Below are 23,794 nucleotides of genomic sequence, written 5' to 3' on the forward strand. Positions count from 1 at the left end.
GAGAGTTCGCCCAGGGCCCGGATCGCCTTGACGCGGACCGACGGGTTGAGATCGTCCGCGGCCCGGATCAATGCGGGTACGGCAGGGCGGGCCGCCTCGCCGAGCGAGCCGAGGGCATCCGCGGACCCTCTTCGGACGGGGCCGCCTTGCGAATCCTGGACCGATTCTTCCTGGTCGAAGGGAAGCCCGACCAGGTCGCCCGACTCGGCCAAGGTGTGGCGCAGGGCGGAGGCCGCGGACGTGGCCTTCTCTCCCAGCATTCTCAGGGCCTCGACGGCAGCCCGGCGCACCAGCGGATCGGCGTCAGTCGTCGCGTCGACCAATTCGGGAACCGCGAAGACCGAGGAGGGGGACTCCTGGAACCGGCCCACGCTCTCAGCCGCGATCGTTCGGAGCAGAGGTGCGGTGGCTGTTCCCGCGATCTGCGTGACCGGGAGCCCTATGGATCGATCGAACGGCCCGAAGTACCAGGATCCAGGGCTTAATCGCGAGGTTCGGTCGCGAACCACGAACCGCAGTTTCGCGATGGCCTGACCGTCGTAGGGCGGCTTCAGAGATGGCGAGTCGAGAGCGGAGGCCGCGGCCCATCGCACCTGTGTCACCGGGTCGTCGAGAAGGGCGATCAGTCGCCCCGTGAGCAACGGCACGGGTTCATCCCCGGGCTGCGTGCTTCGTGCTTGTTCGACCAGGTACGCCGCGACGGTACGGATCTCGGGGTCGGGACTGCGAAGTCCTTCCGCAAGCAGGGACGTCGAGTTGCCGGCGTCGTACTCCCTGAGATGGACACGAGAGCCGACTCGCAGCCGCATTCGGCCATGGACGTCCAGGACGAGTCGAGTCCGGGCCTTCGGGTCCCGCTCCAGTTCCGTCAATTGCATCAGGGCTGAGTTACGGAGCTCGTCGTCGGCCTCCAGATCCTCGACGAACCGGCGCAGGGCCGGCACGATGACGTCCGTTTTCAGGCCCTCGATGGGTGTCCTCGCATCATCGTGGACCAGCGTGAGCCTCTCGTTGCTGAGAAGTTCAACGATGGCCTTCCGCTGACTCTCGGGTGAAGTCGGATCTGCCAAACGTTCGCAAAACCAGCGAATCAGTGGCGGATCGAGTGACGAGAGTGCCTCGAAGGCCGCCGCACGCACGTTTGACCGCGGATCGTCGAGAAGGTCGACGAGCCGAGCGTAGGCCCTCGGGGCCTCCCGTGGACAAATACTCTCGATCGCGACTCGTGCGCGCCAGGGAATGAGCCGCTTCTCGGAGGACGTCTCACCGGCGTCATCGAGCCGCTCGAAGAGGGCGGGCAGTGCCTCCTCGGCGGCCTTGCCGAGATGGCCCAGCGCAGAGGCCGTGGCCTGACGAATGTTCGGAGCCTCGTCGCGCAGGCAACGAAGAAGTCTCGGCAGGTCCGCCGCATCGCCGGGCAGAACGGTCAGCGCCTCGAGCGCGCCGATTCGGACGCGGTTGTCGGTATCGTCAAGGGCAGCCCGGAGCGCCTCGCCGGCATGCGGGATGTTGACAAGCAAGGGATATAGGGGTTTCCTTGGGACGAAGCCGACGGGAATCGGCGAGGGAGGTCTTTTCTCCTCCGTCTCGGCCAACCTTGTCATGACCGCGGCACGGACTGCAGAGTCGTTGTCACCCAGTCGAGCGAGCAATTCACGAACCTCGGGCGCTGGACTGTCCGCCCAGGCCACCAGCGCCGCTCGGCGGACCGTGGGCTGCGGATCGTGGGCGCAGCGATCAAGGTCCATTGTGATGGTTTCATCCGTTCTGTGGTCGCGTGTCAGGGCCTCGATCGCGGCGACACGGACCGACACGTCGGCATCGAAGAGGAGCGGACGAATCTCGGGGTGCGGCTCGTCCATGGGCCATGGAGGTCGGCACAGGGCTCGAATGGCGTGCAGTCGCACTCGGGCGTCGGAGTCCTTCAGGGCCGCGAGTAGGGCTTGTTGGTGACCGGGTGAAAGTCGTGAGACCAGCGGGGTCATCCGGCCCAGTGCCTCCACGGCGTGGAGGCGGAGCACGGGATCGCGGTTCTTCGTCGCCGGGACAAGGCTGGGCACGGCGATCCGTGCGGAGTCGCCGAGATGGCCGATGGCGATCGCGGCGTCGATGCGACATTCCGCCTCGACAGGCTGGTGGACGAGCGCGGGCGCGGCGACGGCGCCCGCTTCGCGAAAGGCCGAGATCGCCTGCATCGCGAGTACCCGGTCGCGGCGGTTCGGCCGGTCGAGCCGGGCGACGAGGGCCTTTAGCGCGGGCGGTCCAATCGCCACGAGTGCCGCATGATAGCCGGCAGGCAAAGGGATTTCCGGATCTTGCCAGGGAGGCGGCTTGCGTCCGGACGGACGGGGATCGTCGGGCGGAGTCGCATCGGCGAGGGCATCGATCAGGGCTGGAATCGCCGCCGTCGCGCGAAAAGCCATCAGCTCGATGGCCCGTGCGGCAACTCCTCGCACCTTTGGATCCGGATCGCGAAGGGCCTGGACGAGCGGCTCGATTGCGGACTCTCCGCATCGAGCCAGCGCCCGCGCGGACTCCTCGCGTACCTCGCGCTCGGGCCGAAGACCAGCCTTGATCAGGAGCCCGATCGCCGTTGAGGACGAGGGTCCCAACCGCTGCAGGACCTTCACTCCGACGAGGAACCGCGTCGTCTCCTTCTCCTCCAGCATCAGCAACGCCGCAGGCAGCGCAGCCATTCCCGCGCCGTCCAGAAGCTCAACCCCGACGTCCTCAAGCCCATCCGGATCCTTGCGAACCGCGGCGACAATCGCCGAGATCAGCCGCGAGGGTTCGGCGGGGATTCGCTGCAGCGCCTCGGCCGCCTCCCGCCGCACGCGGCGATCGGGATCGTCAAGGCGCCCGAGCAGAGCATCGGATGCGGCCGAGGCGTCGGGGCCGATCTGGCGGAGCAGCTTCGCCGTCACCGCCCGGACGCGGGGCTCCGGATCTTCGATCGCCGCGATCAGGTCGGGAACAAGGGGGACGGCTCGCCAGCCGAGGCGGCTGATCTGGTGCAACGCGTCGAGCTTCGTCTTCAGGTCGCCGGTTCGGAGGTTCGCCACGGCGCGCGAGGTCGCGGCGTCCGCTGGTTCGTCTGCAACGGCCGGGAATGGGAAGAGACCGAACGCCGCGATAACAAGAGCAGGAAGCCAGGCCATCAGGAGTTTCATGCGGGCACCCGCTTGATAGCCTATTCTCGCCATCTTGCCTGGTCCAATCGGGGTTCGCGCCGGAGTGGAATGAAGCTATTCTCCTGACGTCAAGGGACTTCACACCATTCGATCGATCCGCGGACGGAGCCGCCACGATGCGCGTCCTGATTGTCACCTCGTTCCCGATCCCCGGCGAGTACGACGGCACGGCGATGCTGCCGATCAAGATCCTCAGGGCCCTCAGGAGTCGCGGCATCGAGGTCGCCGTGGCGTACCTGCGGCTCCGCCCCTCGAAGGGGCTGGCGACGGTCCGCGAGGACTTCGAGGGCACGCCCGTCTTCAACATCCCGCCCGTCGGCTGGGTGGGAGGCTCCGCGCTCCTGAAGATCGCCCGCGAATGGCCTTTCGACGTCGTCCACGCCCAGCACTACGGCGGAGCCACCCGGGCCTACGCCGCCTGCCGTCGGGGACGCTGGCCGCTCGTCTACGAGATCCACTCCCTCCTCGGCGAGGAGGTCGAGCGCGACCGCCTGGGCCGGGGACCGGTCTTCCGGACGTACATGGCCGTCGAGAAGAAGGTCTTCCGTCACGCCGCGCAGGTGATCGCGCTCGGCGAACCGGTCAAGCAGGTCGTCGTGGAGAAGAAAGGCGTGCCGGAGGAGCGGGTCAGTGTTATCTATCCCGGCATCGACCTGGGCGAATACGAGCGGCCCGGCGAGCCCGCGACGATCCCCGGCATCACCGCCCGACATGAGGTCATCATGTACGTGGGCAGCATCGTCCATCCCAACCAGGGCGTGCCGATCCTCGTCGAATCGCTGCCAAGGATCTTCGACGCCCGCCCCGATGCCCGCTGCGTCCTGGTCGGCGGGCCGGCCGATGCCGGCGATCGCTACCGAGCCCAGCTCGGCGAGCACGGCGACAAGCTGATCGTCCTCACCGGCCGCACGCCGGAGCAGGTCGTTGCGCTGACCCGTCGCGCCGACGTGCTCGTGCATCCTCGGCTCGCCTGCGTGGAGAATTACTCCGTCCAGAGCAAGCTCGCCGTCTATCTCGCGGCCGGGCGGCCGATCGTGGCCACCGACTTCGGCGATTACCGACAACTACTGGGCGACACCGGCGCGGGGCTCCTGACGGAGGTGGCCCCGGGTGCCATCGCGGACGGTATCCTCCGCGTCCTCTCCGATCCCACACTGGCCGCATCGCTCGCGGCCGCCTGTCCATCGGTTGCATGCGATCACTTCGCCATGGATCGCAACATCGATCGATACCTGAACGTCTACGACAGGGCCATGGTGGCCGGACCTCGCTGAAATCTCGCACGGATCGGCCAGGTTAGCAGACTTCGAGAAACTGTGCGGATTGAATCGGATATCCAGGCGTTGCCGGGAAAAGTGCGACGCGTCGATCAAGAGAAAAATATCGGACCTCCGATGAGTTCCTACGTTTCCTGAGATGCGGGGTGGGCCGGCGAGGAGAGCCACCGCCCCGTACGAAGGAGCCGACAGGGGGATCGAAGTCGATCCCCTGAATAGGATCAGGAGGATCCGCTCATGAATTTGCTTGTTCTTCTCGCGGCGTCGCTTGGACAGGTGATGCCGTCCGCTCCCGCACCGGCGGCCCCGGTGGCCGTCGCGCCCAGTACACTCGAGGCCGTGGCCGCCGATGCCGCTGCCCCCGATTTCCGATTCGCGGCACCTGCCACCCCCGCCGTCCCCGTCGCGGCCCCGTACGGCGCAGCCGCCGCCGAGTTTGCCGAGGCTCGTGGCCTGTTCGAGAGCGACCACGCCTTCGACGGCTTCGTCGGCCCGATGACCGATCCGATCCAGGCAAAGGACGCCCGTTCGCTCACCGAGGCCCGGTTCATCTTCCTGAGCAACTGGGCCCGCCCCGGTACGCCGGTGATCGGCCGAGGGACCTACCAGGTCTACGCCTTGCAGCTTCGCCTGGCCCTGACCGAGCGGCTGCAGCTCTTCGCCGACAAGGACGGGATCGTCCGCTTATCGCCCAATCCGGGGCGGTCTGTGACCGGCCTGGCCAACCTGGCCGCCGGTGCCAAGTACGTCTTCATCCGCGACGTCGAGAACCAGTTCCTCTTCAGCGGTGCCGTCCAGTACGAGGCCCCGACCGGCTACGCCAACATCTTCCAGAACCAGGGCTCCGGCCTGCTGGGCGTCTACGGCATCTTCGCCAAGCAGTTCGGCGACAGCTTCCACATCCAGGGGCAGTTCGGCCAGAACATCGCGATGCAGAATCAGCAGAACGGCTACTTCTACACCCACCTCCACACCGACTATCGCCTGGGCAAGTTCGTCCCCTTCTTCGAGGCCAACTGGTTCTACTACAACCAGAGCGCCCATTACCTGCCGGCATCGATCGGCATGGAAGGCGCGGGCTTCATCAATCTGGGGACGTCCGGGTTCACGGGTAACAGCATCGTCACCCTGGCCCCCGGCTTCAAGTACGACTTCAATCAGCACCTCGAGCTCGGGACCTGCTATCAGTTCCCGGTCAGCCCGGATCACAAGTCGCTCTACGGCGACCAGTTGATCGTCGACCTGATCCTCCGGTACTGATCGTCTCCGACGGAGAGGAACCTCGAGTCCGAGGCGGTGACGGGAATCCCGCGCCGCCATCGGCTCCTTCCATTTCCTGGCGGTACTCCAGGAACAGGTCGCCCGCGCGTGATGATTGGATGACAAGGCATGCGGTCGACCGTCGTCGATCAACGGCGCTTGCCCTGAGGCTTGGCCGTCGCGGGGGCATTGTCCATGTTGAGGGTGCGGTTGTAGTCCTCGTCGCGGAAGACGTGGATCGGGTCGAGACCCAGCACCATGTACTGGACCTTTCTTGGCCCCTTCGCGTCGGCGGTCGTCAGCTCGACGGTGAACGTGTGGGTCTCGGAGTCGGCCGAATCGGAGTCCACCAAATAGCCCACCAGCTTCGTGCCGGCCTTCCACTGGTAGTCGACGAAATCAACGGCGGGCTTTTCCTCTCTGAGCGGCGCGGCCGACCGGCCCGCCTTCCACGCCTCGAGGCCGAGCTCGAGCGACTTACGTGCCTGCTCGGCCGACGACAGCGGGGCGCTCGGGTTCCCGCATCCGCCCAGGGTGATCGTGATGAGTATCGCGGCAATCCTCGAGCGCATGGAACGTCCTCCCGTGAGACGTGAACGACGAAGCCTGACGGAGTCAGAACGAGTCCGAGGAGACCACTTCGCCCCCGTTCCGCGTCCCGATCGCGCGCCATGTGCCTAGCGACACGCTGTCCTTGATAAAACGGACCGAGCCGTCGCCCATCATCGCGTTGACACCGCCGGGATGGAGGCTGGAGGGCGGGACCTGCATGGGCATGTTGGCCATCGTTCCCGCGAATCCGACCCCGGCGCAGGTCTTGCCGTTGGGGACGCCGACGTGGTTGTACGACGTGCAGCACATCTCTCCCATCACCCAACTCATCCCCTGCCGACGCGTAAGCCGGGTCGTGGTCTGGGGGCTGAGCGCCTCGCAGTTGTTGTGAGTCGGCTCATAGCCGGAGGGCGACGGGGTGATCGTGCCGGACATGATGAGCGAATCCGACCGCGCGTTGTTGTCGTTCCTGTCCGATCCGCGGATCTTCTCGCTGAAGAAGGCGGTGTTGGTGAGGCCGTCCGTGATGCTGGCCAGCTTGACCGCACTCAGGTAGTAGAAGACCCCCGAGGGCTTGGCGAACGGGTCGGGGACATCCGTCGGGAGCGACTCGCTCATGTCGCAGGCCCAGGAGTTCAGGTTTCCAAGGTAGTTATTCCCCCCGGGCCACAGACCCAGGAGCGTCTCGTTCCCGTCCGAAGGGCAGAGGAAGGTAGAGACCTGCGTCAGCGAGCACGTCTGGTTCTCGCGGTTGGGATTCTGATAGGGGGGCATGAAGGGGACGTCGCCCGCCATCCCGGGCGTCTCGGGGGGAAGGCTGAAGTTGATCGCATTGAACAGGTTTCCCTGCTCGAGGTACATGAGGAGCTGACTGTGTACCGACCATCGAGCATAGGCCGCCGCGCCGGGAAGGACGCTCACGTAGTTCTTCCCCTTGCCGAAGGGAAGGACCTGGTACGTGGACACGTAGTTATGCGTGGCGATTCCGATCTGCTTGAGGTTGTTCACGCACTGAGATCGACGGGCGGCCTCGCGCGCGGATTGCACGGCGGGCAGCAGGAGCGCGATCAGGATCGCGATGATGGCGATGACGACGAGCAGCTCGATCAGCGTGAAGCCACGGCGCCGACGAATCATGCGGATATCCTCCCTCTCCTTCGAGAGTCGAAAGGGCGAAGCGGATGGATGGATGAAGATTCAGATGGACGGATCGTTGTGCCATTCGAACGGACGCGCACGGCCGAAACCACGATACGACGATGCAACCGCCGCGGGAGACCCGCAACGGGGCTGTTTCCCAGAGGAGCCGAGAGGGCCCGCCGCAGGCGATTCGAGTAGCCGGAATCTCCCTCCGGACCGCACGCATTCCGAGAGTTGGCGACGTTTCCCAGGTGCCCGCCGATGCGCCGGCCGGGGTCCGCGTTCCGCTCAGCACGCGGCCTTCGGCGGGGGGTCGACTTCTGCGGCTCGTAAGGTCGAATGGAAGGATGGGCTGGGCCGGATCAGCCAGAGAGGGATTTCCGAGCGGGAACGGGCCGGGATCGAATCGCAGGCATCGATCCGACTCGATGCCTCCGGGATCGGAAGCGGCGGGGGCTGATCGGATGGCACGGAGCAATGGGGCCCGTCGCACCTCAAGGGTGGCCCCCAGGGCGCATCATCGAGGAGCTCGATCGAATTTCGCACCGTGGGCGTGATTCGTTGCAAGGTCTGGACGTGAGGGATGGCCAGATGGCTACCGCACCCGGCTCGGACCGAGGCGGGCAATCCCGCGAAAGCGAGAAGGATCAGGAGTGAGAAGGCACGGGATCGTGGATCACGATGCCCGGACGGCAAGGGATTCATCCCGCGAGGAGTCTCGATTATCATCGTCCGGGACGAACGCGCATCCCCGCGTGCGCGCGCCCCGAATCGCGGCCAGGAGAAGATGGAATAAATCTACCAGTTCGGATCGGGACCGCACAAGGTCCCATTCGCGCGGTCAAGTCGGGGAGCCTGCGAATGGGAACTCCCAAGCCGATCGCTGGACGCGGAAGCGAGACGCTCGCCCCGATCGTTCCGGCGGCCCGGTTCCTATCATGCTGCCTTACCGCCGTGGCACTGATCGGCTGTCAGGCCCGGCCTCCGACGCAACTCAACCTAGTTCCCGATTCCACGACGGCGCAATGGGCCGTGGAGCGTGCGCTGGAATTCTGGAAAGAAGGGCGACCTACCGGCGCGGTCGAGCCCACCGAGCCTCGCATTCAGGTGGTCGATTCGAACCGAGAGGCGGAGCAGAGGCTGGTAGAATACCAGATCCTGGCGCAGACCTCCTCGTCACGCAATCGGACGCTCAGCGTCCGGGTGCGATTGGAGAATCCGGCCGAGGAGTCGATCGTCCGCTTCCTGGTCATGGGTGCCGACCCGATCCTGGTCTTCCGCCAGGAGGATTACGACCTCATGATGCACTGGGAACACAAGATGGATCCGGAGGCGGAGGAGCCCGTGCCGCTGAAGGGGCCGCAATAAGACGGCCCGGCGGATCGCGTCCGGGGATCGGAGACAATCGTGACGACAAGGTCCCCAACCGAGCTCGGGTCGGCGGAGAGGCCGCGGGCCGAGGCCTCGAATGACCTCGCGGCTCGTGCGCTCCGCATGGCCGGCTGGTCGGCGAGGGCGGCGTGGGTCCGGGCGCGATTCCTGATCGCCCTGGCCGTGGCCTTCGTGGTCGTCGGCCGGTGGGACGTCCTGCGGACTTACTGGGACCGCTGGACCGCCCCGGCGGCCCGAGAAGCCGCGATGGGGGCGGTTTCCGCCGACACCGAGTATTTCTGCCCGATGGAGCCCGGCGTCGTTTCCGACTGGCCGGCAAAGTGCCCGATCTGCCACATGACGCTGGTCCGTCGCAAGAAGGGGGACATGGGCCCCCTCCCCAGCGGCGTGATCGCCCGCGTGCAGCTCTCTCCCGAACGGATCTTGCTGGCAGGCGTGCGCGTGGCCCCCGTCCGCTATGCGCCGCTCGCGCGATCGATTCGCCTTGTGGGGCCGATGCCGCCGGATCGGCCGCCGCGGCGGCTGGCGGCGCAGACAAGTCCGGAGGAAGCCTCGTGGTTGCGGCCCGGACTCGAGGCCGAGATCGTGCCCGAGCCGCCGGACGGATTGCCTGCAAGGAAGGCGATCATCGCCGCGGTCGAGGACAACGAGCGGGTGACCTTCGACATCCCCGACTGGGTCGGGCCGATCCCTCGACTGGCCTCGGCCACCGTGAGGATCCCGATGGCCGGCCGCGAGCCGTTCCTTTCCATGCCCCGTGGCGCCCCCTCGATTCGGGCCGGCGACCCGAGGACGATCTACGTCTGCGGCGAGCATCCCGCGTCGACGGCGCTCGAGGCGGGCCGCTGCCCCCAGGACGGCAATTCGCTCATGCGGACCCCGCTTGCCTCCAACCAGAAGGTCGGATGGTGGTGTCCGATGCACCCCGAGATTCGGGCCGACGCGGCCGGCGGCGAGTGCGTCCAGTGCGGCGGCATGAAGCTCGTGCCCCGCGTCGTCAGCTACTCCCCCCCCGGCATGGTCCTGTCCGTGCCGGAATCGGCCGTGATCGACACGGGCCTGCGCCGGATCGTCTACGTCGAGAGCATGCCGGGGATGTTCGACGGGATCGAGGTCCAGCTCGGCCCCCGCTGCGGCTCGTCCTTTCCGGTGGTCCGTGGTCTCGAGGAAGGCATGCGTGTCGCGGAGGCCGGCGCGTTCCTCGTCGACGCCGAGACGCGGCTCAATCCGGGCCTGGCCGTCGCCTACCTGGGGGCGAACCGAGGCCGGACGACCGCCGCCGAGGAACCCGTCGAGCTGGGCGCCCTCTCGCCGCCCGATCGGGCCCTGGTCCTCGCTCAGAAGACCTGCCCCGTGACCAAGAAGCCCCTGGGAAGCATGGGCAGCCCCGTCCGGGTCGAGGTGAATGGGCAGGTCGTCTTCGTCTGCTGCTCAGGATGCACCGGTGCGCTCGAGGCGAGCCCGGAGAAGTACCTGGCCCGGCCGTCCTCGCCCCCTCATCCCGCGCATCCCCAATGACCGATCGCATCATCGAATTCTCGATCCGCCGGCGAGGCACGGTCATCCTCATCAGCCTGGCCCTCGCCGTCGCGGGCGCGGCGGCGGTTCGCTCGACGCCCATCGATGCGATCCCGGATCTTTCCGAGGACGGCGTGATCGTCTTCGCCGACTGGCCGGGCCACGCCCCGCGAGAGGTCGAGGACCAGGTGACCTATCCGCTGACTCGAGAGCTGCAGGGGCTCCGGGGTGTCCAGTCGGTGCGGTCCTCGAGCGACTTCGGCTCGACGACCATCCACGTCATCCTCGACGGCGGGGCCACGCTGACCGAGGGCCGACGCGAGGTCGGCGAGCGCCTGGTGCGGGCCGGCCCGTCCTTGCCGACGGGGGTCATCCCCAGGCTCGGGCCGGACTCCCCGGCGACCGGGCAGATCTTCTGGTACAGCGTCGAAGGCCAGGGGCAGGATCTCGGCCGGCTTCGCGCCATCCAGGACTGGTATGTCAAGCCGCAGCTCGGGTCCGTCCCGGGGGTGGCCGAGGTCGCGAGCGTCGGAGGTTATCCCATCGAGTACGCGGTCTCGGTGGACCCGCTCCGCCTGCGAGCGCTCGGTGTGACGCTCCGCGACGTGGAGTCGGCCGTGGCCCGCTCGAACTCGTCCGTCGGCGGCCATGCCATCCAGAAGGGAAATGCGGAGTACCTCGTCAGCGCGACGGGCTGGCTGGGGGGAGGCCGGGAGGATTCGTCCGCGGCGGTGGTCCGGGACCTGGGGGCGGTTGTCCTCCCCGCCCCGGGGGGCAAGGCCGTTCGACTTGCCGAGGTCGCCGACATCACCGTCGCTCCCGGCCCCCGGCGCGGGATCCTCGAGAAGGACGGCAACGAAATCACGGGCGGCGTGATCCTCATGGCCTCGGGGGAGAATCCTCTGGAGGTGACCCGGAGGATCGAGGAGCGAATCCACGAGATCGAGCCGGGACTCCCGCGGGGGGTGACGATCGTTCCCTTCTACGATCGGACCCCGCTCATCGAGGGCGCGATCAGCTCGGTCCGAGGCACGATCCTGGAGGCGATGCTCACGGCGACGGCCTGCGTCGTCCTCGTCCTCCTCCACATCCGAACCTCATTCGTGATCGCGCTGACCTTGCCGCTGGCCGTCCTCGGCTCATTCCTGGCGATGGCCATCCTGAGATGGATCGGCGTGCTCGAGGTGCAGGCGAACATCATGAGCCTGGCCGGAATCGCCATCTCGATCGGCGTCCTCGTGGACTCCTCGGTCGTGATGGCGGAGAACGTGATGCACCGTCTCCGCGAGCGGTTCGGCGATTCCCCGGCAAGGGGTGACCTCCGAGGGGTCATCCTGCCGGCCTGTCGCGAGGTGGGCCGGCCGATCTTCTTCTCGGTCCTGATCATGATCCTCTCGTTCCTGCCGGTCTTCTCCCTGGGCGGCATCGAGGGCAAGATGTTCCGTCCCCTGGCTCTCACCAAGACGCTCGCCCTGGCCACGGTCGCGGTGCTGTCGGTGACGCTGGTTCCGGCCCTCTGCACGATCTTCATTCGCGGGCGGCTTCGCGGCGAGACCTCTAGCCCGCTGGTGCGGGGCGTGATCGAGGTCTATCGCCCCGTGCTCGCCTACCTCCTCGACGCTCCGGGGGGGATCGCCTGGATCATCGGCCTGACCTTCGTGGTGGGGCTGGCCCCGATCGGGAGTCGCCCCCTCCTGCTCGGCTGCCTGGCCGCGTCGGTCCTCGCCGTCGGGATCGTCGTGAAGGGCCGCGTCGCCCGGGTCGCGGCGATGCTCTCGCTGACGGCCGTGGCGCTGGCGGCCGAGTCGGGGATGACCCCGATCTCTCGCGAATTCCTCGTCCCGCTGGACGAGGGGATGATCATGGACATGCCCATCACGGTCCCGCGAGCCTCGGTCGCGGAGTCGGCCGACGACCTCAAGGCCCGCGACATGATCCTCTGCCGGTTCCCCGAGGTGGACATGGTCGTGGGCAAGGCCGGCCGCGCGGAAACCCCCACCGACCCGGCGCCGATGGACATGATCGAGACCATGGTCAATTTCCGTCCCAGGGAGCTGTGGCCGCGCCGATCGCTCGACGCGGCGGACGCCAACCGCATGGGCGCGAAGGTCCTCGGACGGCTCATCGCCGACGGCCTAATCCATCCCCCGGCCGCCCGCTCGGCCACCGTCGAGGAATGCGTCTCCGAAATCATGCCTCGGGTGGACGCTCAGTTGCGCGAGTTCGCCTACCTCAGGAACGTCGAGTTCCAGCGCGAGTCGGCCGCCGCACTCGGGTCGGCTTCCCACGGCGGCCCCTCGGCCGGCTCATTGAGACTCTGGCGCGAGCACGTTCAACACCTCGACGCGGAGCTCATCGAGCGGGCCGCGGAGGTCTTCACGAGGCTGGCCGTGGAGGACCTGCTCTTGCGGGTCGGGTCCATCGATCCGGGGATCGCCGCCGCCATCGAGCGGATCCGCGAGCACCGCGCGCGTCCGGCGACGGTCGTCGTTCCTCACCACGCGGGGGGCTCGCATGCGATGAGTCGACCGCTTCGGGCCCCCGACCTGCCGCCGATCCCGCAGCTCGAACCGATCCAGGACGAGCTCGCCACGGAGCTTCGGCCCGGCCTCGTGCTGTGGCGAAAGCAGCCGTCGGATCTGGTCGGATTCCGCGGCGAACTCGACCGAGCGGTGCAGGTGCCCGGATGGTCGAACATCTGGACGATGCCGATCCAGAACCGCGTCGACATGCTGGCCACCGGCGTGAATACCGCGATCGGCGTCCGGGTCCTGGGGCGCAGCCTGGACGAGGTGGTGGAGACCTCGGAGGCGATCGCGGCGGTCCTCAAAGGTGTCCCGGGCGCGGCCGACGTCGTGGCCGATCCGATTCGTGGCAAGGGGTATCTGGAGATCCGCCCCGACCGCCAGAAGGCCGCCCAACGGGAGGTCAGCGTCGGCGACATGACCGACGCGATCGAGATCGCCCTCGGCGGACGAGTCGTCACGACGACCGTCGAAGGTCGCGAGCGTCACGGGGTCCGAATCCGCTATGCGCGTGACTTTCGCGAGGACGAGGCCTCCGCGCGGAAGATCCTCGTCCCGGCCGTCAATCGCGATCCGAACGGCTCTCCCCGATTCGTGCCCCTGGAGGAGGTGGCGGACATTCGGATCGCCGACGGGCCCGCGACCATCAAGGGAGAGGACGGCCGGCTCCGGAATTACGTCCGCCTCAACGTGAAGGGGCGGGGCGCGGTCGATTTCGTGGAGGAGGCCCGCCGGATCGTCGCGGAGAAGGTCGCCATACCCACGGGCGTTTCCGTGAGCTGGACGGGTCAGTTCGAACACGAGATCCACGCCCGCAGGACCCTGGGGCTCATGCTGCCCGCCGTGCTGGTTGTCATCCTGGGAATCCTCTACTGGACCTACCACGACCTGGTTGACGCCGCCCTGATGCTGCTGGCGGTCCCCGGGGCGATCGCGGGCGGGGTCTTCTTCCAGTGGCTCCTCGGTTTCCCATTCTCCGTCACGGTCTGGATCGGTTATCTCGCCTGCTTCGGGATGGCCACGTCGACGGGGATCATCATGCTCGTCTACCTCAGGGAGGCGGTTGCGGCCCGGGGAGGGCTCGCGGGGATGACCGTGGACGACCTGCGGGGGGCGGTCATCGAGGGCGCCGTCCATCGGCTCCGCCCCAAGCTCCTGACCGAAGGGACCACCATCCTCGGCCTGGCGCCGATCCTCTGGGCCGACGGCCCGGGCGCCGACGTCATCCGGCCCATGGCCGCACCGGTCCTGGGAGGGCTCCTGATCGCGGACGAGGTCATCGATCTGCTCTTGCCGATCCTCTTCTTCCACGTCCGGCGCCGACGCCTGGAACGACTCGATGGCACGGTCACGGCCCAGCCGGCACATTGATTGCTCTGACGCAGGGCCTCCCGGACCGGAACGGACCTCGAACCACATCGATCGGAGATTGCGACCATGGAGTTTCGACAGCTTGGCGGTTCGGGCCTGAAGGTTCCCGTCCTGACCCTTGGGACCGGGACCTTCGGCGGCGGCACGAAGTTCTTCAAGGCCTGGGGGGAGACCAACGTTGCCGAGGCCACCCGCATGGTGGACCTGTGCCTGGAGTCCGGCGTCACCATGTTCGACTCCGCCGACATCTACTCGGACGGCCTGGCGGAGGAGGTGCTCGGGCAGGCGATCAAGGGGCGCCGCGACGAGGTCCTGATCTCCACCAAGGGGACGTTCCGCCACGGCAAGGGTGCCAACGACGTCGGTTCGTCCCGATGGCATCTGACGAGGGCCGTCGAGGGGAGCTTGAAACGGCTCGGCACCGACCGAATCGACCTCTACCAGCTCCACGGCTTCGACGCCCTGACGCCGGCGGAGGAGGTCATGGGAACGCTCGATGACCTGGTCCGCGCGGGCAAGATCCTCTATGTCGGGTGCTCGAACTTCTCCGGCTGGCACCTGATGAAGTCCCTGGCGGTCTCGGATCGACACGGCTGGACGCGCCACGTCGCCCATCAGGTCTACTACTCGCTCATCGGTCGCGACTACGAGTGGGAGCTGATGCCCCTGGCCCTGGATCAGAAGGTCGGCGCGGTCGTCTGGAGTCCCCTCGGCTGGGGACGGCTCACGGGCAAGATCCGCCGCGGTCAGCCCCTGCCGAAGACGAGCCGACTCCACGAAACCGCCCAGCTCGGCCCGCCCGTCCCGGACGAGTACCTCTACCGAGTCGTCGATGCCCTCGACGCCGTCGCGCGCGAGACCGGAAAGCTGATCCCCCAGGTCGCGCTCAACTGGCTGCTCCAGCGTCCCACCGTCTCCACGGTCATCATCGGCGCCAGGGACGAGGAGCAACTGAAGCAGAACCTCGGCGCGGTGGGCTGGAACCTCACGCCCGAGCAGGTGGCGACGCTGGATGCCGCCAGCAAGGTCACGCTCGCGTATCCCTACTGGCATCAGAAGGGGTTTGCCGAACGGAATCCGTTCGCGGTCGACCAGGGCTGAGCGACGGCGCCCGCGGGGTCGGGCATCGGCAAGGCGGGGCACGATCCGCGCGGGGGCTGGGCAAGCTTACCCGCCCCCGTCCTCCTCGTCCGTCGAGGGATGGTCCGCGGGGTGGATGCCGAGCTGGCGGAGTTTCTGCCTTAGCGTCTGGCGGGCGATCCCCAGGAAAAGAGCCGCCTGGTGCTGGCTCCCCCGGGCGAATTCCATGGCCCGTGGGAGCAGGATCCGATCGAGCTGCCGGTGGAGCTCCGAGTAGAGGTCCCGATCGTCGGGAGAGAACTCGCCGAGGAGCTGCACGTTGAGCGCACCGCCGCGGATGACCGCCGGCCTCGAGGCCTCCTCCGTCCGATTGAGCGAGGCCGGCAGGAACTGCTCGAGCAGGATCGGCCCGCTGGCCTGGAGCAGGGCCTGCTTCAGCACGCTCTGGAGCTCCCGGATGTTGCCCGGCCAGGTGTGGCTCCGGAGTCGCTCGAGCGCCTCCGGCGCCACGTCGCGGACCTCGCGCCCGAGCTGGGGATTCAGCCGCCGGAGGAAGTACCGGACGAGCAGCTCGAGGTCCTCTCCCCGCTCCCGGAGCGGCGGCAGTTGGATCGTGAAGACGCCGAGCCTGTAGTACAGGTCGGGGCGGAATTTCCCGTCGGTCGACCAGGTCTTGAGGTCCCGATGCGTCGCCGCCAGCAGGCGGACGTCGGTGGAGACGGTCTCATTCCCGCCGACCCGCTCGAAGACCTGATCCTGGATCAGGCGGAGCACCTTGGCCTGAAGGGCCAGGGGCATGTCGCCGATCTCGTCGAGCAGCAACGTACCGCCGTTGCACTGCTCGAACTTGCCGATCCGGCGGCGATCGGCGCTGGTGAACGCGCCCTTCTCGTGGCCGAAGAGCTCGCTCTCCAGCAGCGTCTCCGGGATCGCCGCGCAGTTGAGGGTCAGGAAGGGGGCCCGCGCCCGCAAGCTGTGCTGGTAGATGGCGCGGGCCACCAGCTCCTTGCCGGTCCCGCTCTCGCCGGTGATCAGCACCGGCACGTCCTGCGATGCCACGCGGCCGATCGCCTTGTAGACCTCGATCATCGCCGGGCAACTCCCCACGATGACCCCCTCGGCGTCGAGCTCCGCGCCCCGCTCGGCGATGATCGCCGGCTCCCGCATCCTGCGGCCGACCTCCACGGCCCCTTCGATCACCTTGCGGATCTGGTGCAGGTCGATCGGCTTCAGGAGGTAGTCGTAGGCCCCGTGCTTCATGGCCTCGATGGCCGCGTCGGCCTTCCGGGCCATGGTCACGAAGATCACGGGGATGCGGGCGTCGCCGCGTCGGATCGCGTCGTAGACCTCCAGCCCGGATCGATCCGGGAGGCGGAGGTCCAGCAGGATCACGTCCGGGGCGTCGCGACCGGCCTTCAGGATCCCCTCGGCCCCCGTCCGTGCCTCGTCCAGCGAGTGATCCGGGGGCGGGAAGACCCGCCGGATCTGCCGGGCGATCAACTCGGGATCGTCGTCGATCAGGAGGAGGTGAGCCACGTCCTGCCCCACGGAGGTTAGGCCGCTTTCGAGCGGCCCTGATGGTTTGGTATTGTATTCGCTAGGAGGTCCGTGAGGAACCCGCGACCGCGGCCGGCCATGTCGCGCGGGATCGGCCGAGTCCCCCCGCGCCGCCCCTGACGTTGTGGTCGAAGCCTCGAGGTCGGAATGCACGACACACCGCGATCGACCTGGCGTGCCTACGGCCTGGCGATCCTCGCACCGCTGATCCTCGTCGCGATCCGCTGGCCCCTCTGGCCGATCCTCGGCAACCGACTGCCCAACCTCTGGTTCCTGCCCGCGATCATCCTAGCCGCCTACGCGGGCTCGATGCGGGGTGGCCTGATCGCCACGGTCGTCAGCGGCATCGCCTCCGCCTTCTTCATCCTCAGCCCGCGCTACGCCCTGGTCGGCAAGGACGGAGAGGACCTGATCGCGCTGGCCTATTTCATCGTCATCGGCGCCATCCTCAGCAGCATCATCGGCTCGCTCCACGAGACCCGTCGCAAGCTGGTGGCGCGGGAGCAGGAGCGGGCCGTGGCCACCGTGCGAGAGACCGAGGACCGCTTCTGCCGCATGGCCGAGACGATCCGCGAGGTCTTCTGGCTCTGGGACCCCCAGCGGAGCTTCTCTTACGTGAGCCCGGGCTACGAGGCCATCTGGGGACGGTCGTGCCAGAGCCTCCGCGAGCATCCCAGGTCCTGGCTCGCCGGCGTCCACCGCGACGATCGCGAGCGGCTCATGAAAGGCATCCGGGCCTGGCGGTGCGGCTCGTTCACGGACCAGGAGTTCCGCGTCATCCGGCCCGACGGCTCCCTCCGCCATGTTCGCAGCCGGGCCTATCGAATCTGCGGACACGAGGGCCGGAACTCCAAGCTGGCCGGGATCGCCGAGGACGTCACGGAGCGGAACCAGGCGATCGAGGCCCTGCGGGTGGAGCGGCACCTGCTCCACACCCTGATGGACAACCTCCCGGACTCCATCTACTTCAAGGACGACGCGGGCCGTTTCCTCCGCATCAACCGGGCGCTCGGCGCGTGCTTCGACCTGGCGGACCCGTCGGCGGCGGTGGGCAAGAGCGACTTCGACTTCTTCGCGGAGGAGCACGCCCGCCCGGCGCTCGAGGATGAGCGGAGGATCCTCGCCACCGGCCAGGCCATCGTGAACAAGGAGGAGAACGAGCTCTTCCGAGACGGCACGACCCGGTGGGTCTCCACCACCAAGATGCCCTACCGGAACGCCCTGGGGCAGGTGATCGGCACCTTCGGCGTGGCCCGCGACATCTCCGCGGTCAAGGCGGCGGAAGAGGCGGTTCGGCTCAGCGAGCGGCGGCTGCGGACCCTCGCCGAGTCCCTCCCCCAGCTCGTCTGGACGGCCCTCCCCGACGGCTCCTGCGACACCTTCAGCACCCAGTGGACCCAGCTCACGGGGAAGCCGCAGGAAGAGCTCCTGGGCTGGCGATGGATGGAGGTCCTGCACCCCGACGACCGCGAGCCCACTCGCCGACACTGGGAGGAGGCGCTCGCCGGACGGGCCCCGTATGACGTGGAATATCGCATCCGCGACCGCGAGGGCCTTTACCGATGGTTCAAGACCCGCGGCGTGCCGATGCGCGACGCCGATGGCCGGATCACCCGGTGGCTCGGAACCTGCACCGACGTGACCGAGGGGAAGCAGCTCGAGGGCGACCTGCGGCGGGCCAATGCGCGGCTCGACCTGGCGATGCGCGGCTCCAACGTGGGCATCTGGGAGATCGACCTGTCGGCGGGCGGTTACGAGGGGGGCAAGGTTCGCTACCTGAACGTCTTCGAGCAACTCGGCCGCGCCGACGGCCCGTCGGAAACCGATTTCGCCTCCTGGAAGGCGCTCTGGCATCCCGAGGACCGGGATGCGATGGAGGCCGTCCTCCGCTCCTGCCTCGAGGGGAAAGCCAGGGAGTCCCGCGGCGAGGGGCGGATCCGGCACGGAGACGGGACCTACCACTGGATGCTCCTCCGCGGCACGGTGGCAAGGGACGGCGACGGGAACGTCGACCGCCTCTCCGGCGTGCTCGTAGACGTGGACGACCTGAAGTCCGCCGAGGCGGCCCTACGCGAGAGCGAGATCCGGTTCCGAGGCACGTTCGAGAATGCGGCGGTCGGCATCGCGCACCTGGACCTGGGGGGACGCTGGCTCCGCGTCAACGAGATCCTCTGCGAGATCCTCAACTACGACCGCGAGGAGCTGGCTCGCCGGACCTTCTGGGACGTGACCCATCCCGGCGACCTGGAGGGGGAGCTCAGCGCCTTCGCCGCGCTGGTGCGCGGCGAGAGCCCCTGCTATTCGCTCGAGAGCCGATACCTGAGGAAAGGAGGAGGCACGGTCTGGGTGGACCTCAGCGTCTCGCTCCAGCGCGATTCGGCCGGCGAGCCGGCCTACGCGATCGCGGTCATCGAGGACATCTCGGAGAGGAAGGCGCTCGAGGTTGAGCTCCGTCGCGCCAAGGAGGCGGCCGAGGGGGCCAGCCAGGCCAAGGATGAGTTCCTCGCCAACGTCAGCCACGAGATCCGGACCCCCCTCAATGCGATCCTCGGGATGACGGAGCTGGTGCTGGATGCCCCCCTTTCCGACGATCAGCGCGAGTGCCTGGGCGCGGCCCGGTCGGCGGCGGAGAGCCTGTTGGGGATCGTCAACGACCTCCTGGACTTCGCCAAGATCGAGGCCGGCAAGGTGGAGCTCGACCATTCGGGGTTCGCCATGCGGGCCACGGTCGGCGACGCCCTCAGGGTGCTGGCCGCCCGTGCGACCATGAAGGGGCTGGACCTCCGCCTCGACGTCGAGGAGGGCGTCCCGGACGCGTTGCTCGGCGACGCCGGCCGGCTCCGCCAGGTGCTCATCAACCTGGTGGGAAATGCCGTCAAGTTCACGGAGGCCGGCAGGGTCACGGTCCGCATCGGCACGATTCCGTCGAGTCGAAAGCCTGCCCACGATGATCACGTCCACCTCAAGTTCGAGGTGATCGACACCGGTATCGGCATCCCGCGCGAGGCCCAGGAGCGGATCTTCCGCGCCTTCGAGCAGCAGGACACGTCGACCACCCGACGATTCGGGGGGACGGGCCTGGGACTCTCGATCGCCTCACGCCTGACCTCCCTCATGGGCGGCAAGCTCACGGTCGAGAGCGAGCCGGGCCGCGGCAGCACCTTCCGCTTCACGCTCCCGTTCGACCGGCCGAGGAACCTTGAAGGGCGGCGGCACCTTGCCGGAGCCGGGGCGACGTCGCCGGCTCTCGCCCGGTCCTCGTTGCGGATCCTGGTGGCGGAGGACGACGAGTTCAACTCGCGATACCTCGACCGGCTCCTGACGCGCCGCGGGCATTCCGTCCGCCAGGCCGGCAACGGCCGCGAGGCGCTCGAGCTGGCCCTCGAACGCCCCGGCGAGTTCGACCTCATGCTGCTCGACGTCCACATGCCCGAGCTCGACGGCTTCCACGTCATCCGGGCGATCCGGGAGCGAGAAGCCGCCGCCGGGGGGCACCTCCCGGTGATCGGCTTGACGGCAAGGTCGCGGCGAGAAGACCGCGACCTCTGCCTGGCGAGCGGGATGGATGAGTACCTGTCCAAGCCCATCAGGACCGACGACCTGTTCCGCGCCATCGACCGGTCGCGAGAGGCCGGACGCGGACGGTCAACGGCCGTGCCCCATCCCTCGGGCATCAGCTCGGTCCTCTCGCCGGGCCCACTCCTTTCGGCCTGCGGCGAGGACCAGGCGTTGCTCGACGAGATGTGCCGTTTCTTCCAGGAGGCCGCGCCCGCCCGCCTGGAGGAGCTGACGGCGTCCATCCGGCGGAACGACGCGGCGGCGATTCGCGAGGTCGCGCATCGGATCGCCGGCATGGTTTCCGCCTTTTCATCGCCCGCCGGCGACCTCGCCTGCCGGATCGAGGAAGAGGCGGCCGAGGGCCGGATTGACGGCTCGCGCGCCGCGGCGGATCGACTCGGGACGATGTTCCGCGAGATCCTGGCCGGCGTGGACGGATTGACCGTGGAATCGCTCGAGCAGCGGGCGGGCATCGGGACGAAAATTCATGATTGACGCGACCGGGTCGGGACGGAGACCGGGGTCCCTGGACGGGGGGGCCGCGCCGGCCTGACGGACTTCAGGAACGGCCTCTTTCGGGTCATCCCCAAGCCTCCTTCCGGCCCCGCTCATCCCAATCGCCGGCTCGAAGCGTCCTGCATACTGGCGCTTTCCACTCCATCCGGAGACGGTCCAATATCGGTCCGGGAGACGGAGCGATCCGACTGCTGATTCGTCGGTATCCTCTGCCGCCGAATCAGTAGCCAGACGGCCACCATCCACGTCACGCCCGCGGCCCAACCCGCGAGCACATCCGTCGGGTAATGGACGCCCAGATAGATCCGCGTCAGGCCGACGACGAGTGTGAGGAAGAACGCCAGGACCAGGAAATAGGCGCGTAGGCGTGCGCTCGTCATCAACCTCGACAGGATGAGGCCGATCGTCAGGTAGACGACGGCGGAGTTCATCGTGTGCCCGCTGGGGAAGCTCGAGAAGTAGGCCGTCGCCAGGCGAAGCGAGGGATCGGGCCGGGGCCGGTTGAAGACGGCCTTGAGCGCCACACTTGCCAGCAGGCCGCCGATGGTGGCCGGAAATAGGATGGCCAGCGCGAACCGTTCCCGCCGAATCCAGAGATAGCCCGCCACCGCGCCGACCACGAGGGTCAGGATCGAGATGCTCCCGAGCGAGGTCAGGTCCCGGACCGCATCCTCGAACCAGATCGGACCGATGGGCCGGCTCGGGTCGTCCGGATGCCTCAAGCGGAGGATCAACCAGTCGTCGAACCGCCGCGTGGACCCCTCGGCAACTCCGTCCGCGATCTCCAGAAAGCCCCAGACGGCGAGCATCCCGACGAGGAGCGCGGCCAGCATCAGCCAGTCTGCCGCCGCCAGGCGAGCCCGCAACGAGTGGACGTGCTTACGGACAATTTGGCCCACGTTCCACTACCTTTCGTCGTCCCTCGCGGGGGTCGATCTCCGTGCGCGGGGACGATCCTGCGCCTGGTCCTCTGGCACAATTTCCGCCGCCGGACGGTACGCGCGAAGAGTCCCGGATCGCATGGTGGCGAGCTCGAGCGAGCCTTCCTTGACGAGTCGCCGCGTCTCCTCGTCCTCGCCGTCCACACCGGTGTTCTGGTGCAGGATCGTCAGGACGCACCTCGAGCCTTTCCCCTGCACCTTGACGACGATCGCCGTGTGGTGGGGGAACGTCAGCGTCTGAGTGAGGATCGCACCGTCGGCGCGACGGCGCCGCTTGAAGAAGACGACGTCCTCGAACTGGAGGATATCGCCGGGCTGGACTTCCTTCAGCGACGGGACCTCGTCTCCCCAGATGCCGCGCCTCGCGTCCGGGCGTCTCGCACCGGATCGGCGAAGGGCCTGCACCGCCAGCGTGGTGCACTCGCCGTCGCCCACCTTCTTCCCGAGCTGGGACCGTGCATATTCCACGACCCGATCCGAGACCGACGGCGAGTCTGTCAGGAAGAGAACGAGAAGAAGAGTGAACATGAACTCGCCCGGAGCCTGGAGCCGTCAAGCGGGGATCTGGCCGGCGTTCGCGAGCCCCCGGGCGCCAGATGGCAATTCGTCAGCACGCCGCGAAGGCGGCCGGCGCGACGCCCGGAGACTCCGTATTCTCAAGAGTATCACAGACGATCCCGGCGATCAGCCAGATCAGGGAGACACCGCGTTCGTCGGCCTCTCGCTCGAGATGGCTGAGCAGGTCGCGAGAGAGGGTCACTCGAATCTCGGGCTTCGTGCTCATGGAAATCGACCTCGAAAGGGCTTCCGGTTCTGTTGCCGCCCAATCTCCTTGCAATTTACATGCCGCACTCGAACCGCCGTCCAGGCCCTCTTCTTGACGAGATCTCGCGATGTAACGGGCGGCGACGACGCGGATGCAGGCATCGTTGCTGCGAAATCCCGCTCACGCTCGGACCGACTCGTACATCTCCCTGAGGATCGAGGCGGACTTGCGGAGGAGCTCGATCTCGGCGGGGCTGATGGGGCTTTGGAGAACGGTCTCGGCGCCCCCGTGGCCGACGATGGTGGGGAGGCTCAGCGAGATGCCGTCGATGCCGAAGAGTCCCCGGATCGGGCTGCAGACGGTGAGGACGGTCTGTTCGTTCCGCAGGACGGCCTCCACGACGGTGCGGAGGGCGAGGCCGATGGCGTAGTATGTCGACTTCTTGCGCTGGATGATCTCGTAGGCCGCGTCTCGTGTCTGTTCGTAGATCCGCTGCATGACCGTTGCGTCGGCACGCCGGCCGTCCCGGCCCAGGAAATCGGCGATCGGGATGCCGGCGATCTTGGCCATGCTCCAGGCCGGCACCGCGCTGTCGCCGTGCTCGCCGAGGATGTAGGCGTGGACGCTCTGCGGGTTGATGTCGAAGTAGTCGCCGATCAGGAATCGGAACCGGGCCGTGTCGAGCGTGGTCCCGGAGCCGAAGACATGGCCCGGGGGAAGTCCGGCGACCTCCGCGGCGATCTCGGTGAGCACGTCGACGGGGTTGGTCGCGACCAGGATCGTCCCCCTGGGATTGGCGGCCACGACCTTCGGCACGATGTCCCGGATGACCCCCGCATTCTTCTGGATCAGCTCCAGCCGCGTCTGGCCCGGTCGCTGGTTGGCCCCGGCCGTGATCACCGTCAGGTCGCAGCCGGCGAGCAGGTCGTAGCCGCCGGCCCGGATCCGCATCGGGCTGACGAACGGCATGCCGTGGTTGAGGTCCATCGCCTCGCCCTCGGCACGGGCCTCATCCGCGTCGATCAGGATCAACTCGTTGGCCACGCCCGACTGCATGAGCGCGTAAGCGAATGACGCTCCGACCATCCCCGTTCCCACGAGGCCAACCTTGTTGCGAGGCGGCAATCCGGTCATGTCCTGGGTCCCATCG

At 67.7% G+C, this 23,794-nt stretch carries 16 protein-coding genes and 1 pseudogene; 8 read left to right on the forward strand and 9 right to left on the reverse strand.

Annotated features, from left to right (window positions below):
• The coding region (locus tag G6O54_RS27700) for a HEAT repeat domain-containing protein (RefSeq protein ID WP_250847125.1) at nt 1-2,060 on the reverse strand (2,060 nt) is incomplete at its 3' end.
• Nucleotides 2,061-2,084: 24 nt separating this feature from the next.
• Between G6O54_RS27700 and G6O54_RS38105 the strand changes: the two genes are divergently transcribed.
• Nucleotides 2,085-2,252, forward strand: a complete 168-nt coding sequence (locus G6O54_RS38105; protein WP_250847127.1) for a hypothetical protein — start codon at nt 2,085-2,087, stop codon at nt 2,250-2,252.
• 117 nt (nt 2,253-2,369) lie between these two features.
• On the opposite strand, the pseudogene G6O54_RS38935 reads toward G6O54_RS38105, so the two are convergent.
• Nucleotides 2,370-3,203, reverse strand: a pseudogene (locus G6O54_RS38935) (HEAT repeat domain-containing protein); the annotation flags it as partial.
• A gap of 104 nt (nt 3,204-3,307) precedes the next feature.
• Here G6O54_RS38935 and G6O54_RS27705 point away from each other — a divergent pair.
• Both G6O54_RS27705 and G6O54_RS27710 read left to right on the forward strand, forming a co-directional pair.
• Nucleotides 3,308-4,465 (forward strand): glycosyltransferase family 4 protein, encoded by a 1,158-nt coding sequence (locus tag G6O54_RS27705; RefSeq protein ID WP_165230748.1) that lies wholly within the window; start codon nt 3,308-3,310, stop codon nt 4,463-4,465.
• 240 nt (nt 4,466-4,705) lie between these two features.
• Nucleotides 4,706-5,728 carry a hypothetical protein gene (locus G6O54_RS27710; RefSeq protein ID WP_165230751.1) on the forward strand — a complete coding sequence of 341 codons (1,023 nt, stop codon included), beginning with the start codon at nt 4,706-4,708 and terminating at the stop codon, nt 5,726-5,728.
• A gap of 149 nt (nt 5,729-5,877) precedes the next feature.
• Here G6O54_RS27710 and G6O54_RS27715 read toward each other — a convergent pair whose 3' ends face one another.
• Together G6O54_RS27715 and G6O54_RS27720 are read right to left on the reverse strand one after the other, a co-directional pair.
• Nucleotides 5,878-6,300 (reverse strand): hypothetical protein, encoded by a 423-nt coding sequence (locus tag G6O54_RS27715; RefSeq protein ID WP_165230754.1) that lies wholly within the window; start codon nt 6,298-6,300, stop codon nt 5,878-5,880.
• Nucleotides 6,301-6,343: 43 nt separating this feature from the next.
• Nucleotides 6,344-7,417 (reverse strand): DUF1559 domain-containing protein, encoded by a 1,074-nt coding sequence (locus G6O54_RS27720; protein WP_165230826.1) that lies wholly within the window; start codon nt 7,415-7,417, stop codon nt 6,344-6,346.
• Nucleotides 7,418-8,527: 1,110 nt separating this feature from the next.
• Between G6O54_RS27720 and G6O54_RS27725 the strand changes: the two genes are divergently transcribed.
• The 4 genes from G6O54_RS27725 (at nt 8,528) to G6O54_RS27740 (ending at nt 15,327) form a co-directional block, all read left to right on the forward strand.
• Nucleotides 8,528-8,788: a hypothetical protein gene (locus G6O54_RS27725; protein ID WP_165230757.1), complete on the forward strand. Its 261-nt coding sequence runs from the start codon at nt 8,528-8,530 to the stop codon at nt 8,786-8,788.
• A 39-nt stretch (nt 8,789-8,827) separates the two neighbouring features.
• Nucleotides 8,828-10,330, forward strand: coding sequence for a heavy metal-binding domain-containing protein (locus tag G6O54_RS27730; RefSeq protein WP_165230760.1), 1,503 nt, complete (start codon nt 8,828-8,830; stop codon nt 10,328-10,330).
• Complete coding sequence (locus G6O54_RS27735; RefSeq protein WP_165230762.1) at nt 10,327-14,226, forward strand: efflux RND transporter permease subunit; 3,900 nt, start codon at nt 10,327-10,329, stop codon at nt 14,224-14,226. The genes G6O54_RS27730 and G6O54_RS27735 overlap by 4 nt, the downstream gene beginning before the upstream one ends.
• Nucleotides 14,227-14,292: 66 nt before the next feature.
• Nucleotides 14,293-15,327, forward strand: a complete 1,035-nt coding sequence (locus tag G6O54_RS27740; RefSeq protein WP_165230765.1) for an aldo/keto reductase — start codon at nt 14,293-14,295, stop codon at nt 15,325-15,327.
• 66 nt (nt 15,328-15,393) lie between these two features.
• On the opposite strand, the gene G6O54_RS27745 is transcribed toward G6O54_RS27740, so the two are convergent.
• Nucleotides 15,394-16,842, reverse strand: a complete 1,449-nt coding sequence (locus tag G6O54_RS27745) for a sigma-54-dependent transcriptional regulator (protein WP_165230768.1) — start codon at nt 16,840-16,842, stop codon at nt 15,394-15,396.
• A gap of 168 nt (nt 16,843-17,010) precedes the next feature.
• Between G6O54_RS27745 and G6O54_RS27750 the strand changes: the two genes are divergently transcribed.
• Nucleotides 17,011-20,916: a PAS domain S-box protein gene (locus tag G6O54_RS27750; protein WP_165230772.1), complete on the forward strand. Its 3,906-nt coding sequence runs from the start codon at nt 17,011-17,013 to the stop codon at nt 20,914-20,916.
• Between the two features lie 113 nt (nt 20,917-21,029).
• Here G6O54_RS27750 and G6O54_RS27755 read toward each other — a convergent pair whose 3' ends face one another.
• The 4 genes from G6O54_RS27755 to G6O54_RS27770 all read right to left on the reverse strand — a co-directional run bounded on the left by G6O54_RS27755 (nt 21,030) and on the right by G6O54_RS27770 (nt 23,778).
• Nucleotides 21,030-21,836: a phosphatase PAP2 family protein gene (locus tag G6O54_RS27755; protein WP_165230774.1), complete on the reverse strand. Its 807-nt coding sequence runs from the start codon at nt 21,834-21,836 to the stop codon at nt 21,030-21,032.
• Between the two features lie 6 nt (nt 21,837-21,842).
• The gene (locus G6O54_RS27760) at nt 21,843-22,406 is read right to left on the reverse strand and encodes a CHAP domain-containing protein (protein ID WP_439650281.1); all 564 of its coding nucleotides are present in this window, start codon (nt 22,404-22,406) and stop codon (nt 21,843-21,845) included.
• Nucleotides 22,407-22,485: 79 nt separating this feature from the next.
• Complete coding sequence (locus G6O54_RS27765) at nt 22,486-22,662, reverse strand: hypothetical protein (RefSeq protein ID WP_165230780.1); 177 nt, start codon at nt 22,660-22,662, stop codon at nt 22,486-22,488.
• A 162-nt stretch (nt 22,663-22,824) separates the two neighbouring features.
• Nucleotides 22,825-23,778 (reverse strand): L-lactate dehydrogenase, encoded by a 954-nt coding sequence (locus tag G6O54_RS27770; RefSeq protein WP_165230783.1) that lies wholly within the window; start codon nt 23,776-23,778, stop codon nt 22,825-22,827.
• Nucleotides 23,779-23,794: the final 16 nt, after the last annotated feature.

It is taken from the genome of Aquisphaera insulae (assembly GCF_011064615.1).
In the GTDB taxonomy this organism is placed as follows: Bacteria; Planctomycetota; Planctomycetia; order Isosphaerales; family Isosphaeraceae; genus Aquisphaera; species Aquisphaera insulae.

Excerpts from the sequence above, each read along its gene's own strand:
- G6O54_RS38105 (WP_250847127.1), top strand. The coding sequence starts at position 2,085 with ATGGCCGATGGCGATCGCGGCGTCGATGCGACATTCCGCCTCGACAGG.
- G6O54_RS27705 (WP_165230748.1), top strand. The coding sequence starts at position 3,308 with ATGCGCGTCCTGATTGTCACCTCGTTCCCGATCCCCGGCGAGTACGAC.
- G6O54_RS27710 (WP_165230751.1), top strand. The coding sequence starts at position 4,706 with ATGAATTTGCTTGTTCTTCTCGCGGCGTCGCTTGGACAGGTGATGCCG.
- G6O54_RS27715 (WP_165230754.1), bottom strand. The coding sequence starts at position 6,300 with ATGCGCTCGAGGATTGCCGCGATACTCATCACGATCACCCTGGGCGGA.
- G6O54_RS27720 (WP_165230826.1), bottom strand. The coding sequence starts at position 7,417 with ATGATTCGTCGGCGCCGTGGCTTCACGCTGATCGAGCTGCTCGTCGTC.
- G6O54_RS27735 (WP_165230762.1), top strand. The coding sequence starts at position 10,327 with ATGACCGATCGCATCATCGAATTCTCGATCCGCCGGCGAGGCACGGTC.
- G6O54_RS27740 (WP_165230765.1), top strand. The coding sequence starts at position 14,293 with ATGGAGTTTCGACAGCTTGGCGGTTCGGGCCTGAAGGTTCCCGTCCTG.
- G6O54_RS27750 (WP_165230772.1), top strand. The coding sequence starts at position 17,011 with ATGCACGACACACCGCGATCGACCTGGCGTGCCTACGGCCTGGCGATC.
- G6O54_RS27760 (WP_439650281.1), bottom strand. The coding sequence starts at position 22,406 with ATGTTCACTCTTCTTCTCGTTCTCTTCCTGACAGACTCGCCGTCGGTC.
- G6O54_RS27765 (WP_165230780.1), bottom strand. The coding sequence starts at position 22,662 with ATGAGCACGAAGCCCGAGATTCGAGTGACCCTCTCTCGCGACCTGCTC.
- G6O54_RS27770 (WP_165230783.1), bottom strand. The coding sequence starts at position 23,778 with ATGACCGGATTGCCGCCTCGCAACAAGGTTGGCCTCGTGGGAACGGGG.